This window comes from Rhodococcus sp. NPDC049939, from assembly GCF_040656415.1.
GTDB lineage: Bacteria > Actinomycetota > Actinomycetes > Mycobacteriales > Mycobacteriaceae > Rhodococcus_F.
This window is the reverse complement of the sequence record NZ_JBFAMC010000004.1, coordinates 263,323-280,625: the sequence shown is the minus strand read 5'-3', so window position 1 is coordinate 280,625 and position 17,303 is coordinate 263,323. Positions and strand designations below refer to the sequence as shown.

General features: G+C 62.0%; 15 protein-coding genes. 5 read left to right on the top strand and 10 right to left on the bottom strand.

The window, feature by feature from the left end; genetic code table 11:
• Position 1: 1 nt before the first annotated feature.
• The 3 genes from AB0I57_RS16260 to AB0I57_RS16250 all read right to left on the bottom strand — a co-directional run bounded on the left by AB0I57_RS16260 (position 2) and on the right by AB0I57_RS16250 (position 2,575).
• On the bottom strand, positions 2–1,243 hold the full coding sequence (locus AB0I57_RS16260; RefSeq protein ID WP_358337166.1) for a toxic anion resistance protein: 1,242 nt from the start codon (positions 1,241–1,243) through the stop codon (positions 2–4).
• Between the two features lie 96 nt (positions 1,244–1,339).
• Complete coding sequence (locus tag AB0I57_RS16255) at positions 1,340–1,918, bottom strand: TerD family protein (protein ID WP_358337163.1); 579 nt, start codon at positions 1,916–1,918, stop codon at positions 1,340–1,342.
• A 78-nt stretch (positions 1,919–1,996) separates the two neighbouring features.
• A complete protein-coding gene (locus AB0I57_RS16250) occupies positions 1,997–2,575 on the bottom strand; it encodes a TerD family protein (RefSeq protein ID WP_358337160.1) in 579 nt (192 codons plus the stop codon).
• A gap of 420 nt (positions 2,576–2,995) precedes the next feature.
• On the opposite strand from AB0I57_RS16250, the gene AB0I57_RS16245 reads away from it, so the two are divergent.
• Positions 2,996–3,994 (top strand): MBL fold metallo-hydrolase, encoded by a 999-nt coding sequence (locus tag AB0I57_RS16245; RefSeq protein WP_358337157.1) that lies wholly within the window; start codon positions 2,996–2,998, stop codon positions 3,992–3,994.
• A gap of 73 nt (positions 3,995–4,067) precedes the next feature.
• Here AB0I57_RS16245 and AB0I57_RS16240 read toward each other — a convergent pair whose 3' ends face one another.
• From AB0I57_RS16240 to AB0I57_RS16230, 3 genes are all read right to left on the bottom strand, one after another.
• Positions 4,068–5,111, bottom strand: coding sequence for a DNA polymerase IV (locus AB0I57_RS16240; protein ID WP_358337154.1), 1,044 nt, complete (start codon positions 5,109–5,111; stop codon positions 4,068–4,070).
• 55 nt (positions 5,112–5,166) lie between these two features.
• Positions 5,167–5,493, bottom strand: coding sequence for a hypothetical protein (locus AB0I57_RS16235; protein WP_358337151.1), 327 nt, complete (start codon positions 5,491–5,493; stop codon positions 5,167–5,169).
• A gap of 215 nt (positions 5,494–5,708) precedes the next feature.
• A complete protein-coding gene (locus tag AB0I57_RS16230) occupies positions 5,709–7,010 on the bottom strand; it encodes a glutamine synthetase family protein (protein ID WP_358337542.1) in 1,302 nt (433 codons plus the stop codon).
• Positions 7,011–7,246: 236 nt separating this feature from the next.
• Here AB0I57_RS16230 and AB0I57_RS16225 point away from each other — a divergent pair, with 236 nt between their 5' ends.
• The 3 genes from AB0I57_RS16225 (at position 7,247) to AB0I57_RS16215 (ending at position 11,914) form a co-directional block, all read left to right on the top strand.
• Entirely contained in the window at positions 7,247–9,052 is a 1,806-nt protein-coding gene (locus AB0I57_RS16225; RefSeq protein ID WP_358337149.1) for an aldehyde dehydrogenase family protein, read from the top strand.
• Between the two features lie 47 nt (positions 9,053–9,099).
• A complete protein-coding gene (locus AB0I57_RS16220) occupies positions 9,100–10,689 on the top strand; it encodes a GMC family oxidoreductase N-terminal domain-containing protein (protein WP_358337146.1) in 1,590 nt (529 codons plus the stop codon).
• Positions 10,690–11,029: 340 nt separating this feature from the next.
• Positions 11,030–11,914 (top strand): alpha/beta fold hydrolase, encoded by an 885-nt coding sequence (locus AB0I57_RS16215; protein ID WP_358337143.1) that lies wholly within the window; start codon positions 11,030–11,032, stop codon positions 11,912–11,914.
• Here AB0I57_RS16215 and AB0I57_RS16210 read toward each other — a convergent pair.
• Positions 11,901–13,325 (bottom strand): aldehyde dehydrogenase family protein, encoded by a 1,425-nt coding sequence (locus AB0I57_RS16210; RefSeq protein WP_358337140.1) that lies wholly within the window; start codon positions 13,323–13,325, stop codon positions 11,901–11,903. The two genes, AB0I57_RS16215 and AB0I57_RS16210, sit on opposite strands and share 14 nt — an antisense overlap.
• Positions 13,326–13,401: 76 nt before the next feature.
• On the opposite strand from AB0I57_RS16210, the gene AB0I57_RS16205 reads away from it, so the two are divergent.
• Positions 13,402–14,031 (top strand): DUF4232 domain-containing protein, encoded by a 630-nt coding sequence (locus AB0I57_RS16205; protein ID WP_358337138.1) that lies wholly within the window; start codon positions 13,402–13,404, stop codon positions 14,029–14,031.
• A gap of 319 nt (positions 14,032–14,350) precedes the next feature.
• Here the strand turns inward: AB0I57_RS16205 and AB0I57_RS16200 are convergent, their stop codons facing one another.
• The 3 genes from AB0I57_RS16200 to AB0I57_RS16190 are packed head-to-tail and all read right to left on the bottom strand — an operon-like array spanning position 14,351 to position 17,281.
• Positions 14,351–15,217, bottom strand: coding sequence for a PaaX family transcriptional regulator C-terminal domain-containing protein (locus AB0I57_RS16200; RefSeq protein WP_358337135.1), 867 nt, complete (start codon positions 15,215–15,217; stop codon positions 14,351–14,353).
• Positions 15,198–16,430 carry an aminotransferase class V-fold PLP-dependent enzyme gene (locus AB0I57_RS16195; RefSeq protein ID WP_358337133.1) on the bottom strand — a complete coding sequence of 411 codons (1,233 nt, stop codon included), beginning with the start codon at positions 16,428–16,430 and terminating at the stop codon, positions 15,198–15,200. Before AB0I57_RS16195 ends, AB0I57_RS16200 begins: the two co-directional genes overlap by 20 nt.
• A complete protein-coding gene (locus AB0I57_RS16190; RefSeq protein ID WP_358337130.1) occupies positions 16,427–17,281 on the bottom strand; it encodes a tryptophan 2,3-dioxygenase family protein in 855 nt (284 codons plus the stop codon). The genes AB0I57_RS16195 and AB0I57_RS16190 overlap by 4 nt, the downstream gene beginning before the upstream one ends.
• Positions 17,282–17,303: the final 22 nt, after the last annotated feature.

Here is a 17,303-nt window from a genome sequence, read left to right as displayed (position 1 = left end):
GTCAGTAGCCGATCTGTCCTGCCGCGTCCGCCGTACCACGCTGCATCCGCTCGAGGTAGGGCTTTGCCCGCTCTATCTGACCTTCGAGCGCAGTCACGGTCTCTGCCATGGAATCGACGGCCTGGGCACGGAAGGTGTCGACCGCATCCATGGTCTGGAAAACGTTGTCGAACGCCGCCTGGAGTTTCTGGACGTCGATCATGCTGCTGGCTGCCTGCTGGTTGATCTCCGCTCCCTGCATCCGCAGCTGATTCGAGGTCGACTCGATCAAATTGGACGTAGTGGTGTTGAGCGCGCTGATCTGATCGAGCACCAGTTTCTGGCGGGACAGTGCCTGAGCGACGATGATCGCAGTACGAAGTGCGGTGATCGTGGTCGTCTGTGCGCGATCCACACCCTTGATCAGCTCGAGGTTGTTGCGCCGCACAAGGTCCAAAGCCATGTAGCCCTGCACGTTGACAGTCATTTGCGTCATGAGATCTTGACGACGCTGACGGATCGCGAACAATGCGTCGGAACGCAGCGTGTTCGCATTCTCGGTACTTCCCGATGCCTCGAGCTCGGCGACCTTCTGTTCGACAGCGTTCTCCAGAGCCTCGGCAAGCTGGTTGTACTCGGTCAGTTTGGCCATCATGTTCCACATGTTGGCCTTCTCCGTCTCGATGCTGGCGTTGTCCTTGCGCAGCTCGTCCTGGCCGGAGTCCAGGGCCTTGATAATCGAGTTCAGGTGCGACTGCGAGGACTGATACCGGGCAAAGTACCGGTCTATCTTGTTGCCGCCGGGAAGGAACTTGAGAAGCTTCTTTGCGCCACTGAGCTCCGCGCGCCCCGGGTCGAGTTCGGTGACTGTGTTGCGCAAATCGAGAAGAGTATTGCTCACGCGGGTCTGGGCATCATCACCCGTTCGGCCCTTCGCGGCTCGCACACCCGCCGCTGGACGTTCGAGAATGCGGTTCGCCACACCTGCGGAAGCGCGCATCTCGTTGTTGCCCATCGTGGTGATCGAGTCGATCTTCTTGGCGAAGTCCGGGGATCGCATGTCCATCGCGACGAGCTCATTGGCGAATGCGGTTGCCTTGGTTCGCAACTCGACCTGCTTGCCGTCGTCGAGTGCGATCGCGCCCGCAGCCTCTTCCTGCTTGACGACCACGACTGGGGCGGGAGGTGTCAGAACGAGAGCGTTGCCGGCCGAAGCAGCCGGAGCTGCAGGCGCCGAGGTGGAACCGAGGTCGAGGTCGGACATTGATTGACTCCTTGCAGGTGATTTCGTGCGATCAAAGGCGCGGGAACGGCAGTCGGCGACGAGGGGCAGTCGATCGCGCAGAACCGCCCACCGAGGCTACAAGAGGGCCACGATTGCCGGTACCAGTTCTTTGAAGGTACGTCCGCTAGCGGGAGCACCGATAGCCGTCATCGACCAACCCTCGCCATCCCGAGACACCTTCGCCATGATCTGCGCGTTGTGGCGGCCTGATCCGGTCAACGTGTACCGCGCGATCTCCGTCTCCGATGACTCGTCGATCAACCGGCAGAAGGCGTTCTCGATCTGCGAGAAGTCCTGACCTGTAAAGGAATTGACGGTGAACACAATCGTCGAGATCGTGGGGTGGACGCGCTGCAGGTCAACTCTGATCGACTCGTCGTCGCCCTCACCTGCGCCGGTGAGATTGTCTCCTGTGTGCAGGACGGATTTGTCGTGGCTCTTCAGTTGCCGGAACCACACCTGATCAACGAGATTGCCTGCGGCATCGAACAGCAACGCAGAAGCATCCAAGTCGATCGACTGGTTCTTCATACCGCCGAAGAGACCCTTCTTCTTAACGGCATCCCAGCCGAGACCCATCCGCACCTGAGTCAGAGTGGAACCGCTGGGCTTGGTCAAGGAAACCCGCTGCCCCTTGCTCAAATTCACGCTCACGTGATCAATTCTCCTTAGTGTTGATTCGAATACGTGCGCTTACGAAGGCGGCTTCTCCAGGTCGAAAAAGGTGCCTACTCAAGCAACGTTGACGCCGAAGTCACGGGCAAGTCCGGCGAGCCCGGTCTCGTACCCTTGGCCGACAGCCCTGAACTTCCAGTCACCTCCGTGCCGGTAGAGCTCACCGAACAACATCGCGGTCTCCGTCGATGCGTCCTCGGAGAGGTCGAACCTCGTGATCTCGGCATTGTCAGCCTGGTTCACCACGCGAATGTAGGCGTTGCTGACCTGACCGAAGGACTGGTGCCGCTCGCGAGCTTCGTAGATCGAGACGGTGATAACGATCCTCTCCACATCAACCGGCACCGACACCAGGTCGACCTTGATGGACTCGTCGTCGCCGTCACCGTCGCCGGTGAGGTTGTCCCCCGTGTGCTCGACGGTGCCGTCTGGGCTCACCAGGTTGCCGTAGAAGACGAAGTGCTGATCGGAGAGTACCTTCCCCGACTTGTTCAGAAGCAGCGCGCTCGCATCCAGGTCGAAGTCAGCCCCACTCGTGGTGCGAGCATCCCAACCGAGGCCGACGAGCACCGCCTTCAGCCCCGGGGCTTCTTTGGTCAAAGAGACATTTCCGCCCTTTGCCAGGGTGACTCCCATGCTCTTCCTCCAGTTCGTTGTGGCAAACGCGCTTTGTCAGGAAAATTTCTGCGGTCTCTGCAAGTGCGGTAAGGAACAATAGCTTGCCTGCAGTCGGAAAGTAGTGTGGTGATCTCGAAGACACGACACCGTCACTTCACGCAGAATCACAGCCGCTGTCGACCTCAGTGCAGCCTCACTTCCCCCGATACCTCGAACGATGCCGCCCAAAATACACCCAAGCCCGGACACGAACACTCTGGCCCTGGTGCCGGCCCGCTTTCGAAGACTTCGATCAAACCAATCAGGCCATGGGCCCTGCTGTTCCGGCGACTCGGGCCCGGGGTATCGAATTCCGCAACGAACAGACAGTATGAAGTAGAAAGGGACAATACGGAGAAAACCGAAACGATTTGTTCATCCACGCTACGAGGTAGGCACATGAACGATGCGGCGCCCATCGGCGACGGGATCTTCCAGATTCCGGTCCCGATCACGAACAACCCCCTCGGTCACACGCTCGTGTACGCGATGGAATCGCCCGGCGGTTTGATACTCGTCGACGCCGGCTGGGACGACGACAACGCATGGAGGGGTCTGACCTCCGGACTCGAAGCCATAGGGCACTCGGTGAAGGATGTAGAAGGCGTGGTGCTCACCCACTTCCACCCCGACCACACGGGTCTGTGCGGCCGCGTGCGGGAGGCGTCGGGTGCGTGGATCGCAATGCACGAGTCCGATCACGAGTTGTTCGCGCAGATATCGACCAGCTATGGAGCCGAGTGGATGGACTCTCACAAGGCCAACATGATGCGCGCAGGCGCAGGGCCCACAGACCTCGGAACATTCGACACCATCGCAGGCATGAGCCCGCCCGTCGGTCCGGACTCCGCACCCGATCGTGTCTTGGTCGACAACGAGCTCATCGCTCTCACGGGCCGCAACCTGCGAGCTGTCTATACGCCCGGGCACACTCCCGGCCACGTCTGCTTCTACCTGGAAGATGCGGATGTCATGTTCACCGGCGATCACATCCTGCAGAAGACGACACCCCACGTCGGCAACTTCGTCTACCCACTCGAGGAGCGTGACGCCCTCGCCGAATTCATCGACTCACTCCGTCGCGTTCAGACCATGACTATCACGCGAGGACTGGGCGCCCACGGTATTCCCATCGACGACGTCGCGAGCCGGGCCGATGAATTGATCGAACATCACGAAGAACGCCTCGAACACTTACACGGGGTTTTCGGCGACGATCAGCTCACGGTGTGGCAGGTTGCCGAGCGCATGAAGTGGTACAAGCCGTGGGCCGACATCTCTCCGGTGGGTAAGGGCCTGGCACTCTCCGAGGCGGCAGCCCACCTCAGGCACCTTGTTGCGCGGGACCTCGTCGCGCAGGTGCCGAACTCCGAACCAGCAGCCTTCGCCCGCCGCTGACCGACGACGGCACCGGTTTCGCCACGCGCCGTCACTCATGTGGGCGGCGTCATCTCCAACCGGGCGCCGTCACTCATGCGGGCGGTGTCATCTCCAACCGCACACCGAGGAGTCGCACTTCTCGCCCGTGATCGAGCCGATCGACCAAGGCGGCCGCACTGTCGGCGATCACGTCAGCGTCGAATGTCGGCTCTGGTATCGGCATACTCGTCGTGTGCGTATCGAACGGGGCATAGCGCACTTTCACCGATACTCGCACTGCCGGACGGTTCTCGGCGACGATGTCCTCCCGGACACGAGCTGCCAGGCGGCGGATCTGCGCAGTGATCGACGTCCAATCCACAAGATTTCGTTGAAATGTGGTCTCACGACTGTGCGACCTGGCGACCCAGGGGTCGGCCGATACCGGTGAATGATCTATGCCACGGCCGATTCTGGCGTACCACGGGCCCATGTTCGGTCCGAGCACCGCGGCTAACTCCCCGTCCGAAGCGTCTGCCAGCTGTTGGACGGTGAAAATTCCAAGAGCAGCAAGTTTTTTCGAGGTCTTTTTTCCGATTCCCCACAGCGCGTCAGTGCTACGCTCCCCCATGACGGCGAACCAGTTCTCTTCAGTGAGCCGATAGACACCCTGGGGCTTGCCGAAATCGGTCGCAATCTTGGCGCGTAACTTGTTGTCACCTACTCCCACCGAGCAGTGGAGCCCGGTCGCGTCCAAGACCGCGTTCTGGACGCGACCGGCGAACGCTTCCGGGTCAGCGGTCTCGACGTCGAGAAATGCTTCGTCCCAGCCAATTACCTCGACCACTACGTCCAACGTCCGCAGGGCATCCATCACAACCCCGGACACCTCACTGTAGGTTTCGGCGTCGACGGGGAGGAAAACGGCGTCCGGGATCCGGCGGGCTGCGGTTCGCAGCGGCATCCCCGAACCGACACCGAACTCGCGAGCCTCGTACGACGCCGTCGAAACCACACCCCGCTCGGTTGGGTCTCCACGACCGCCCACCACAACGGGGCGTCCCTTCAGGTCAGGGTTGCGCAGGACCTCGACTGCGGCAATGAACTGATCGAGATCGACATGCAGCACCCACCGACGACGAGCCTGAGCGCTCATGATCTCAGTATGCGCAATCCGCAGAAGGCATATGCCCAATCAAGGAATCAACCCGCTAGTAGGGATTGACCACCCCTCCGCCGTCATCACTCTCCGGTGACTCATCCTGATTCACTGGCGGTGGAAAGTCAGTGTTGGGACTGTCGCAATCTTCCAGCTGACTGAATGGATTGACACCGAATCCAGGCACGTAGTCCCCCCAGAGATCGTCACATTCTTCCCGGTCGGCGCCTGGCGAATCGTGGGGCTCCTGAGTCAGGTAGACCTGCCCACTCACTGGCATGGCGGTGTCGAGAGTATCGCCCCAGGCAACACCTGACGCCCCCAATCCGAGCCCGGTGACACATGCCGCCACTGCAGCCAATCTCCTGCCCGTTCTCATGACAGCCTCCCTCGATTCCTCGCCTATAGATGCGGTACCCAAATCCACGGCAATCAATCCTCGCGGAGGCTGATTTCTCCAGACGTCAACGACCCGTCGACGTGGGCGTTGCGAAGGCTCGGTCGCGACCCCGTCGAAGATGTTGCCCCGAGAAGGAAACGGATGCGGCTGCCGATGCCGGTGGCAGTTACGGCACTACGACCTCCGGAATCTGATCAGCAGGTCCACGCATACCGGAACTGTTGTGCCACTTCGTCTACCGGCTTGTCACTGTATTCGGCGTATTCGTAACCCTTGACCGCGAGGAGAGCCTCCATGATCAGAGGACCGAACAGTTCGTGCGCGAGGACTGACGATCGAATCGCCGCGAGCACGTCCGACGGTGAGGTCGGGAGCAGTTCGACCGCTGCCTCCCCGGCCAGATCGGACGGGTTGACCGACACCTCGCTCGGGAGAGGTAGTTGGTCAACGATTCCCGCGTGGGCCGCGCCGAGGATGGCGGCACTGCTCAGATACGGGTTTGCGGACGGATCGATCGGCTTGACCTCGAGGCTTGCGCCGTGAGGGTTCCCGGCGGTGTCCGCACACAACCGCACGGCCGCTTCGCGATTCTCCAGGCCCCAACAGCGAAACGCGCCCGCCCACATTCCGGGCCCCAATCGCAGGTGCGACAATGCCGATCCAGCCATGACCGCAACGAACTCCGGCAAAGCACTCACGATCCCGGCGATGGCGGATTCGCCCGAAGGCGTCAACCCGTGCGGACCCGATCCGCCCGACAGGATCGGCATACCCTGCCGCACGAAGGACACGTGTTGATGGGCGCCGTTGCCGAAACCGCCTGCGATCGGCATGGGTGAGAAGGATGCTCGCAGCCCGTTGGCTCGGGCAGCGCGGCTGATCAACGCACGTGCGAGAACCACGTTATCGGCAGCACCGACGGGATCAGCGGGCGCGAAGGACACCTCGAACTGATTGAGTCCGCCCTCGCCGTGGATCTGTTCGATCGGCAGTTCAGCGGTGGAAGCTGCGGTGAGCAGACATTCGATGAACTCTTCCTGCGCGAGAACGGCATTCAATCCATAGGCCGACCATTCCTCCCTGGTTGCCGCGTCGAAGAGCATGAACTCGACCTCATGTCCGACCAGCGCTTTCAGACCCACCGCGGACAATCGTGCAGTCGCCCTCTTCAGCGCACCGCGGGTGCACGCGAGCGACGGTGTCCCGTCCTGCGCGGTCATGCACGCCGGCGCCCAGTACGTTCCGCCACCCAGATTCCTCACGTCCTCACGGTCGATCCGCAGGCGCAGATCGCTGATCACCGAGAAGGTCGGGGTGATCGCAATATGGTTGTCGGGGCAGAACACACTCCAACTCGGTGATGCACCGGCACCGGCTTCGACGAAGGTTGTCATCCTCGACATCGGGAACATTTTTGCCCGGGATACTCCACCGAAATCGACGATCGAGCCGACGATGCGATCCGTAGGACCGAAGCCGCCACCTTCGCTCTGCATAACGGACTCGTCACGGTCGGGACCCTCGAGAGAACCACCCATTGCACTGCCTTACTTGTTCGGCGCACTCCGGCTGACGCAGGTTGACACAACGAGCGTAGCCGTGAGCCGGACGCGGCGTTCGATTTAGCGGTGCTTCATCAGTCGATATGCCGACATCGACTCCGCGTTTCTATGGCATCGCAGCCTGCGGCGGACGAGAATCAGTGTTGAACACCACAAGAGTTCAGTCCTCGATGGCGTCGCAGTCCGTCTACTCGAAGCGAGCGGAGTTATCCACAGTGAACACTTCAGAATCGAGCACTCCAGAGCCCGGGGCCACCTCCCCCACGCCAGATGCAGTCTCGCCGCACCCGGATATCGATGCAGCCCTCGCCGACCTCCGGAGAGGTGAAAAGGCCTGGGCAGCTCTTTCGCTGGCAGACCGCGTGCAACTGCTCGACAAGGTGCGCGAGCTCGCCGTGCAATACGCCACCGACTGGGTGGATGCCGCAGTCGCGATCAAAGGCCTGGACCCGAAGTCTCCACTGGTCGGAGAGGAATGGATGTCCGGCCCCTATCCCGTTGCCGCTGCCTCGGCGGTGTTGTCGGCGAGCCTGGCGAAACTCGACGCCGGAACAAGTCCGCTCGACGGTGCCACATTCGGCACCGCACCCGGCGGCCGCACCAAAGTGAAGATCTTGCCGATGGACATCTTCGACCGGTTGCTCCTGAGCGGATTCAGTGCAGAAGTCTGGCTGCAGAAGGGAATCGATCGTGCGACCGTGCAGCGCGACGCGGGACTTGCCCAACGTGACCCCTCACGAACGCAGGGTGTCGGTGTGGTCTTGGGCGCCGGAAACATCACCTCGATAGCCCCGCTCGACACCCTGTACGAATTGATTGCGCACAATCGTGTCGTCGCGCTCAAACTCAATCCGATCACCGACCCGCTCCTGCCCGTTCTGCAACGCGTCCTGGAACCGCTGATTTCGATCGACGCCGTCCGGATATTGACTGGCGGTGCAGACGTCGGGACGTATCTTGTAAACCACGGGCTCGTCGACCACGTGCACATGACCGGCAGCGCGCTCACCCACGACGCGATCGTGTTCGGCACCGGCGATGAAGGTGCACGCCGCAAGGCGGCGAACGAACCGATTCTCGGCAAGCCCATCTCCAGCGAACTCGGCGGTGTGTCTCCCACCATCGTGCTGCCGGGAAAATGGAGCAGCGCCGACATCAAGTTCCAGGCCGAGCACGTTGCCACTCAGCGTTTGCACAATGGCGGCTACAACTGCGTCGCGTCACAGGCCGTGGTCGTCTCGTCCGAATGGCAGCAGCGCGACGAGTTCGTGTCAGCTCTGCGCGACGCTCTCGACCGAGCCCCTGACCGCTCCCCGTACTACCCCGGCAGCGATTCCCGTGTAGCCGACGCCTCCGAGAAGTTCCCCTCGGCGGCGCACCTGGGCAAGAACGGCGGACGGGTACTGGTAACGGACTTGAAACTCGACGAGTACACACCACTGCTACAGATGGAGTACTTCGCCCCGGTGCTGGGCGTGATCGACCTTCCGTACGAGGGCATCGAGTTCGCGACCCGCGCCGCGACGCTGGTGAACGACGACTTCGCCGGCACCCTCGGAGTCAACATCATCGCGGCGCCGCACACCATCAAATCGATGGGGTCGGAGTTCGATTCGGTGCTCGAAAGCCTGCAGTACGGGACCATCGCGGTCAACGCTTGGACCGGCGTCGGGTACCTCACCCCAAGCGCGACCTGGGGAGCCTTCCCTGGGCACACTCTGAACGACGTCCAGAGCGGGATCGGAGTGGTGCACAACGCACTGCTCATCGACCGCCCCGAACGCACCATCGTGCACGGTCCCTTCCGGCCATCGCCTCGCTCGATTCTCAGTGGCGAGATGTCCATCTCCCCGAAGCCGCCATGGTTCGTCGACAACCGTTCCGCCGCCACGACCGGACGCCTGCTTACAGGATTTGCCGGTGCCCCCTCGTGGACGCGGCTACCGGCAATCTTCGCATCCGCCCTACGCGGATGATCGTGTCCGCACTTCCCTCTCTCACCCCAGCGAACCGGAGACAAGACATGAACCAAGAACTGCCCGTAGCCGACTATGTGATCGTGGGGTCGGGTTCGGCGGGAGCCGTACTGGCCGATCGCCTCAGCGCCGACTCCGGCAGCTCGGTCGTGGTCCTCGAAGCCGGCCCGGAAGACAAGAACAAGTTCGCGCACATACCCGCAGCATTCGCGAAACTCTTTCGCAGCGAATTGGATTGGGACTATCTGACGGAACCGCAACCTGGATTGGGTGGGCGTGAGATCTACTGGCCGCGCGGCAAGATGCTCGGTGGCTCGTCATCGATGAACGCGATGATGTGGGTACGCGGGTTCGCGGCCGACTACGACGAATGGGCCGAACTCACCGACCAATCGTGGTCGTTCAAGGAGGTTGTCAAGTACTTCCGCCGTATCGAGAACGTGCAGGACGCATCCGATCCGGACAGCGGAACCGCCGGGCCGATCTTGGTCTCACACCAACGGAGTCCCCGCGCGCTCACCAAGGATTTCCTGGAAGCTGCCCGGGAGGCCGGCCACACGGTCGAGAGCCCGAACAGAAGCAGGCCCGAGGGCTTCTCACAGACAATGGTCACCCAGAAGCGTGGTGCCCGCTGGAGCACCGCCGATGCCTACCTCAGACCGGCACTCACGCGCAAGAACCTCACCGTATTGACCGGCGCGCAAGCCACCCGGGTCCTCCTCGAAGGTACAGCGGCCATCGGCGTCGAATACGAGAAAGACGGCATTCGACAGTCTGTGCGAGCCGCGAGGGAAGTGATACTCGCGGGCGGGGCGATCAACACGCCGCAATTGCTCATGCTCTCCGGAATCGGAGACGAGAAGCAACTGCGCAAGCATGGCATCGCAGCGCGATGCCACGCGCCCGGAGTCGGAAAGAACCTTCTCGATCACCTGGTGTCGTTCCTGGGATACAGCGTCGAGTCGGATTCGCTGTTCGCGGCGGAGAAGCTCCCACAACTGGTCAACTACCTCACCCGCCGCCGCGGCATGCTCACCTCGAATGTGGGTGAGGCGTATGGCTTCGTGAACAGCCGGGACGGTCTGGCCCTACCGGACCTGGAGATGATATTCGGTCCAGCACCGTTCTTCGACCAAGCACTCATTCCTGCTACGTGCCACGGCGTGGTGATCGGGGCCATCCTCCTGAAGCCCCACAGCCACGGCGAGATCTCTCTGCGGTCCGCCGATCCCCTCGACAAGCCGATCATCGATCCCCGCTACCTCAGCGACAACGACGGCATCGACCGCAGGGCCATGCTCTCCGGCCTCCAGCAGTGCGACGAGTTGGCATCGGCACCCGCACTCAAGTCGAAGCTGGGCAGAATAATTCGTCCAGCGGTGTCGCCCGGGACACCGCCCGAAGAGGTGCTCGCTCGGGCGCTCGAGGAGAACGCCCACACGCTCTACCATCCAGCAGGCACCTGCCGGATGGGCAACGACACCGCCAGCGTAGTCACACCGGAACTCAGGGTGCGGGGCGTCGACAAGCTACGAATTGCGGACGCGTCGATCATGCCCACCCTCATCCGCGGACACACGCACGCGCCGTCAGTGCTCATAGGCGAGCGGGCGTCAGATCTCATCCGAAACTCGTAGAGCGCTGCTGATACCGACGCGCCGCGTAGTGCCGCGTCGAATCTATCGGTGCCTCCTTCACGGGCTGTCCCGTCTTCGAAGCGTAGAAACCGTTCCGTTTGCTTCGACGAGTTCCACGTCTCCGGCGCTAGCGCCTGGTTCTACTCCTGCATAACAGGCTGATAACGACTGTGACACGCGACGGTCACCTTGCCCACTGGGATGCCCATCCCTAGGCTATAGGGAACGTCTCCGCTCAGGACGTGAACTGACTGGTCAGACCACAAAATAGTAAAAGTAGGTATACCTTTAGGTAATTCGGCCGTTACCGATGGCTTACATTTCACGGAAGCTCTGTTATGTGTCTGTGATCCAAGAGATAGAACCCGAGATCTTCGAGAATGCTCACATCGAGGAGGTGCCTGCCCTCAGCGTCGCTGGGCAAGGTCAACCCGTCGTCTTCCTGCATGGATGGGGAGTCACCCCTCGGGTATACAACCGAAGCCTCTCACTGCTCGCGCGGCAGGGGCATCGCATCATCACGCCGACGCTCCCCGGCTTCGGTGGGACGCCGGATCACCCCCCGGAGGCGCGCTCACTCGCGGGGTACGCTGCCTGGCTCGGACGATACCTCGACGAGGAAGGCATCGACGAGCCAGTGACACTGGTCGGCCACTCGTTCGGCGGCGGCATCGCCATTCAGGCCGCACACGACCTCGGGGACCGGGTCGCTCGGCTCGTTCTCGTCAACTCCGTCGGCGGCGGACAGTGGTCTCCAGACGGCTGGGGAGTCCATCCCATCGACGACAGGCCCCTATGGGACTGGGGCGCTTCGGCGCTCGGCGAGGCGCTCCCGCTCCGGATGATCGCCCATACAACAGCATCGCTCGTCAATGGGTTCATACCGAACGTGCTGCGCGACCCTGGTGCGACATGGCGCACGGCGCACCTCGCCAGACGCGCAGACTTGCGCCGCGAACTCCGCGAACTTTCGGATCGAGGACTACCAGTGACCCTGCTGTGGGGTCGCGGAGACCGCGTGATTCCCGCCGCCAGCTTCCATTCGATCAGGAGAGCTCTCCGTAATCCTCGAGTGCTGATGGTGAAGGGTGGACACGGATGGCTGATACACGATTCGGCAACCTTCGCAGACTCCATGAGCAAGGCACTCGGCACCGATTCAGCGGTTGCCACACGCAAGCACTGGTCAACCGCGACGACACCGACTTTGTCTACCGCTGGATAGATTTGATCTCGAGGAACTCCTCGACTCCGAGCACCCCCGCCTCACGGCCGACACCGGACTGCTTGTATCCGCCGAATGGCGCGTTGATGTTGAAAGCTCCTCCGTTCACCTCGACCTGTCCAGCCCGCAACTGTCGCGCCACGCGGTCAGCACGCTCCTGGTCACCAGACCAGACTCCGGCGGCGAGACCGTATACGGTTCCGTTCGCGATCCTGACGGCATCGTCCTCGTCCTGGTACCCCATGATCGACAGGACAGGGCCGAAGATCTCCTCCTTGGCGATCGTCATGTCCTCGGTGACTCCGGCGAATACGGTGGGCCCGACGAAGTAGCCGGAGTCTTGACCCGTCTCACGACCGTCGAGCACTGCGCGTGCGCCGTCGGCAATGCCCTGCTCGATGTAGTTTCGGACCTTCTTGAACTGATTCGAGTTCACCAGAGGTCCGAGCATCGAAGAGGCGGATGTCGGATCGCCAACGGAATAGTTCCCCGCCACCTCGGCTGCGATTGCGGCAGCTTCCTGGACCTTGTCGGAAGGGACGAGCATCCTGGTCAGCGCCGAACACGTCTGACCGGAGTTCATGAAGCACTTGGCCACTCCGTCGGTGACGGCCTTCGTCAGGTCTGCGTCGTCGAGAATGACGTTCGCCGACTTGCCGCCCAGTTCGAGCGCTACCTTCTTGATCGTCTCAGCGGCCACCACCGCGACTCGCTTGCCTGCGCGGGTGGAACCGGTGAAAGAAACCATGTCGATGTCCGGATGCCCTGCGATGGCCTCGCCCACGACGGGTCCGTACCCACTGATGAGGTTGAACACGCCCGCAGGCAAACCGATTTCGTCGAAGACGTCCGCGAGCGCGTAAGTGATGAGTGGTGCCACCTCTGTCGGTTTGAGCACCACTGTGCAACCCGCTGCAAGCGCTCCTCCCACCTTGAGCACCACCTGGTGGAGCGGAAAATTCCATGGTGTGATCGCACCGACTACGCCTATCGGCTCACGCACGATCTGCGAGTTGCCCAGTTCGTGAGCGTCGAAGTCGTAGGTGGCAGCGATTTCGGCAAACGAAGCCAGATTCGCAGCCGGCATCCCGATCTGGATCTGCTTCGCGAAGCCGAGGGGCATACCCATATCTCGTGAAACCAGCGCGGTGAGGTCCTCGACGCGGCCGTTTATGGTGGTCGCCGCCTTGGCGAGGTACTCGCCGCGCTCCTTGCCACTGAGCGTCGACCATGAGGGGAAGGCGGCCCGCGCAGCCGCGGCAGCCCGATCGACATCCTCGGGGGTTCCCTCTGCGACTCGAGCGATCACCTCCTCGGTGGCCGGATTCAGCACGTCGATACGGCCAGTCCCCTGCGAATCGATCCACGACCCGCCGACGTAGATTTTGGTCCGGTCCAATACTCCGCTCATCGGTCAGCCTCCATGAGAGCATCGATCATCCCCACCCGACGTGAGCCTATACCCGAATCAGGCGGAGGAAGCCGACATGCACAAGCGAACACCTGCACATGCCCTTGTCTCGGTATTCGGAATCATCGCTCTACTAACAGTATCCGCGTGTGGGTCGCCGGAGGACACCACAACTTCCGAGACCTCGCCGAGCAACGCAACCGCGACGACATCGCCGGGGGCAGGCACAGCTCTACCGGCGCCGGAAACCCAGCCTCCGTCGCCGGGAACGCCGGCTACGCAGACCGACCGCTGCTTCGTCGACGAATTGGAGGTGACGGTCGGCCAGGTCGAAGGGGCTGCCGGATCGCAGGAGATTCCAATCGTATTCACCAACACGGGTGACCGCACGTGCGTGCTCGACGGGTATCCCGGAGTCTCCTATGTGGCAACACCTAACGGTGAGCAGGTGGGTGCCGCCGCCATCCGCGGTGGTGAATCGGGCAGTCCAGTGACGGTATCGCCGAGTACAGCCGTAACAGCCCTCGTGCGCGCCACTGTAGTTCAGAACTATCCGGCCGAGATATGTGAGCCCACCCCCGTAGCCGGATTCCGGGTGTACCCGCCGAACGACACCGGATCGGTGTTCGTCCCCTACCCCACCACCGGCTGCTCTCAGACAGGCAATGACATCGACCAGCTCGCCGTGCAACCTGTGACGGGGTGACACTTGCGGCGGATCCGGGAGTTACGAAGACGTCTGGGTGGGTATTCCCATGCAATCGGGTACCCAACCAGGGTCGGATGCCGGAGGGCCGGGGCATGTTCGAGATCGTCCGTGAAGCACATCGCGAGGTTCGACACCGCCGCGGACCGCGGCGCCGCCATCGAACTCCGACCCGCGCTGAACGCCGGTTCCGGATCCTGATGCACTTCATATGAGCACACTTCACGCAAGAGCGTGCATCGGGCCACGCCCCCAACGCGGTTGCACTACCGATCGCCGAAGAAGGACGCGGCGAAATTCGTGACAGGACTTCCGCCCGTCAAGTGTGAAGTCGGGACTGCACGCTTCGCGCCCAGTCCCGACTGAGCGCGAGGTAACGGTCCCGCGCCGAAGCGAACAGGCGGACACTGTCGGATCCCGGCCAGTCGTCAGGGAGCATTCCAGCGGGTAAGCCAGGATCGATATACGGGATGATGCGCCACTCATCGAGCAGTGGGACGAAGCGGACGAAGGCATCGCGCGGCGAGACGTTCTCCACGGCGCGAAGTCTCCCTTCATGGTTTTCGAGGAATTCTCGGTGACGAGCAGCGAGCCCCTCGAGATCCCACCATCGTGCCGCCGCGCCAGCCATCGAGTCGGGCACGAACACGGACGTGGATACGAACGTCGTCACGAAATCCGACAGTCCCAGGGCGTCGACGATGTCCCCTACCTCGCGCGCCAGGTACTCAGGGGCGATCCATAGTCCCGGCGATACGGTTCCACACCCAATCCAGCCGAGCCTCCTGCGTAGCTGGTGCCTGGCAGCCCGTTGCGACTCCGGGATGGTAAACGAAATCAGCCGCCACGGATCGCCCTCACTCATCTGACGGAAGGCGAAGATCCGCGGATCTCCGCGGGCGAACATACTCTCGGCCTGTTCCGTCACCTCGTACACGCCTCGCCCATCATGCACACGCGGACTGAGCACGCCCTTCTTCTTCAGACGTGCCACGGCGATGCGCGTCGATTCGGGAGGGATACCGACAGCCTGCATCAGTTCGACGAAGTCGGCGATTGCCACCGACCCGCCGAAGTCGCGCACGTATGCGCCGAGGACGGTTCGAATCAACGACGTCGCGCTGCCGGGTCGAGAATCGAAATCGTCGAGTATCGCGCCCGCGCGTTCAGTTGGTGAGTTCGTCACGGATCACACCAATCCCGACACACACCTCGCGAAAGCTCGTACTCAGCGGGCTGAGACCGAGACGCAACCCCTGAGGTGCCCGAAAGTCTGGAATGACACCCTTGTCCCGCAGCCTCTCGACCATCGATTCGAACCGAGGGTGATCGATGATGATGTGGCCGCCCCGCTCGGCAGAATCTTGCGGCGATCCGATCTCGACACCGAGTGGTACCAGCAACTCTCGTACGAGTTCGAGCGCATACTCGGTCAGCGCGATGGACTTGGCCCGAACTGCCGCCATCCCGACCTCTGCGATGAGCGCCAGGGTGTCCTGCAGAGCGATCATGCCGAGAATCGACGGCGTCCCGCTGATGACACGGCGCATGCCCTGCGCCGGCTCGTAGCCCTGCGCCATGCCGAACGGATCGTCGCTCCCCATCCAGCCCCAGATCGGCTGCACGAAGTCGCGCTGATGCTCGGCACGCACATAGGCGAACGCTGGGGATCCGGGGCCACCGTTCAAGTACTTGTAGGTGCACCCGACTGCCAGGTCGATACCCCACGAGTCGAGTTCGAGTGGAACCGAACCCACGGAGTGGCACAGGTCGAGCAGTAGTAGCGCACCTGCCTCATGCGTCTCGCGAGCCACAGAGGCCGCATCCAGCAGGTAACCGGAGCGGTAGGAGACGTGACTGAGAACGACGAGCGCAGTCCGGTCGGAGACCACAGCCAGCAGATCGTCCACACTGACGCCGCTGCGGCGATCGGACTCGATCCACCGAAGTGCAAACCCGAGCTCAGCGGCAATTGACTCGAGTACATACCGGTCCGTCGGAAAGTTGTCCCGGTCCACGACGATCTCGGACCGGCCCGGCCTCAGAGCAAGAGCGCCTCGCGCGAGCTTGTAGAGCAAGACCGTCGTCGAATCACCGATGGTGGTCTGCCCGGCCGCAGCACCGAGCGTCGTGGCCGCAAGGGTGTCACCGATCGTGATCGGCAGTTCGAACCACCCCTCGTCCCATCCTCGAATGAGCCGACCCCCCCACTCTCGGGTAACGAAGGAGTTGATCCGCTCGGCGCTCGCCTTGGTGGGGCGTCCGAGCGAGTTTCCGTCGAGATAGGCCAAGACCGACGGATCGTCCGCACCGATGAACAGATCCCGATAGGCGTGGAGTGGATCGGAAGCGTCGAGAGCGTCGGCCCTGGTCAGCAGGGTGCTTGAATTCGTCATCATCGTCCGATTTCGGTACGAACTGCCAGCAGCTCGGGGAAGAACGTGAGCTCGAGGGCCTTCTGCAGGAATCTCACTCCGCTCGATCCACCCGTCCCGGACTTCATGCCGATAGTGCGTAGCACCGTGCGCATGTGACGGAAGCGCCAGAGTTGAAAGTTCTCCTCGAGGTCGACGAACTCTTCGAAGGTCTCGTAGACCTTCCAATGCTCGCGATTGTTTTCATAGATATCGGTGATGAGTGGCAACAGGTCCTCGTTGATCGTGTACGCGACGCTCACGTCGCGATCGAGCACGGACCTCGGTACGTCGTATCCCATCCGCGCCAGGCACCGCCAGAGCGCGTCGTACAAGGTCGGTTCCTCCAGCAGCCGGGAAAGCAGATCATGTGGAGCGCGATCGGATTCGAAGACCGTCAGCATTTCCGCGTTCTTGTTGCCGAGCACAAACTCCACGGCCCGATACTGATACGACTGGAATCCGGACGAATTGCCCAGGAAATGACGAAACTCCGAGTACTCGGTCGGTGTCAACGTGGCCAGCACCGACCACTGCTCGGTGAGCGTCTTCTGAATATGCTTCACTCTTGCCACACACTTGAGTGCCCTGCCGATGTCGTCGTCGTCGAAAGCAGTTCTGGCGGCAAGTGTTTCGTGCAGAACCAACTTCAGCCAGAGTTCGGTGGTCTGGTGCTGGACGATGAACAACAACTCGTCGTGATGTTCCGGCCGACTCACCGGTTTCTGCGCGCTCAACAGCGTGTCCAGGTCAAGGTACGAGGCATAGCTCATCCGGGACTGGAAATCGGTGACTATGTCTTTCTCGAAGGCTCTGGTGTTGGCATGAACGCTCATGATGATCCTCGTTGCCGGTGTT

Excerpts from the sequence above, each read along its gene's own strand:
- AB0I57_RS16260 (WP_358337166.1), bottom strand. The coding sequence starts at position 1,243 with ATGTCCGACCTCGACCTCGGTTCCACCTCGGCGCCTGCAGCTCCGGCT.
- AB0I57_RS16250 (WP_358337160.1), bottom strand. The coding sequence starts at position 2,575 with ATGGGAGTCACCCTGGCAAAGGGCGGAAATGTCTCTTTGACCAAAGAA.
- AB0I57_RS16245 (WP_358337157.1), top strand. The coding sequence starts at position 2,996 with ATGAACGATGCGGCGCCCATCGGCGACGGGATCTTCCAGATTCCGGTC.
- AB0I57_RS16240 (WP_358337154.1), bottom strand. The coding sequence starts at position 5,111 with ATGAGCGCTCAGGCTCGTCGTCGGTGGGTGCTGCATGTCGATCTCGAT.
- AB0I57_RS16235 (WP_358337151.1), bottom strand. The coding sequence starts at position 5,493 with ATGAGAACGGGCAGGAGATTGGCTGCAGTGGCGGCATGTGTCACCGGG.
- AB0I57_RS16230 (WP_358337542.1), bottom strand. The coding sequence starts at position 7,010 with ATGCAGAGCGAAGGTGGCGGCTTCGGTCCTACGGATCGCATCGTCGGC.
- AB0I57_RS16225 (WP_358337149.1), top strand. The coding sequence starts at position 7,247 with ATGGCGTCGCAGTCCGTCTACTCGAAGCGAGCGGAGTTATCCACAGTG.
- AB0I57_RS16220 (WP_358337146.1), top strand. The coding sequence starts at position 9,100 with ATGAACCAAGAACTGCCCGTAGCCGACTATGTGATCGTGGGGTCGGGT.
- AB0I57_RS16210 (WP_358337140.1), bottom strand. The coding sequence starts at position 13,325 with ATGAGCGGAGTATTGGACCGGACCAAAATCTACGTCGGCGGGTCGTGG.
- AB0I57_RS16205 (WP_358337138.1), top strand. The coding sequence starts at position 13,402 with ATGCACAAGCGAACACCTGCACATGCCCTTGTCTCGGTATTCGGAATC.
- AB0I57_RS16195 (WP_358337133.1), bottom strand. The coding sequence starts at position 16,430 with ATGATGACGAATTCAAGCACCCTGCTGACCAGGGCCGACGCTCTCGAC.
- AB0I57_RS16190 (WP_358337130.1), bottom strand. The coding sequence starts at position 17,281 with ATGAGCGTTCATGCCAACACCAGAGCCTTCGAGAAAGACATAGTCACC.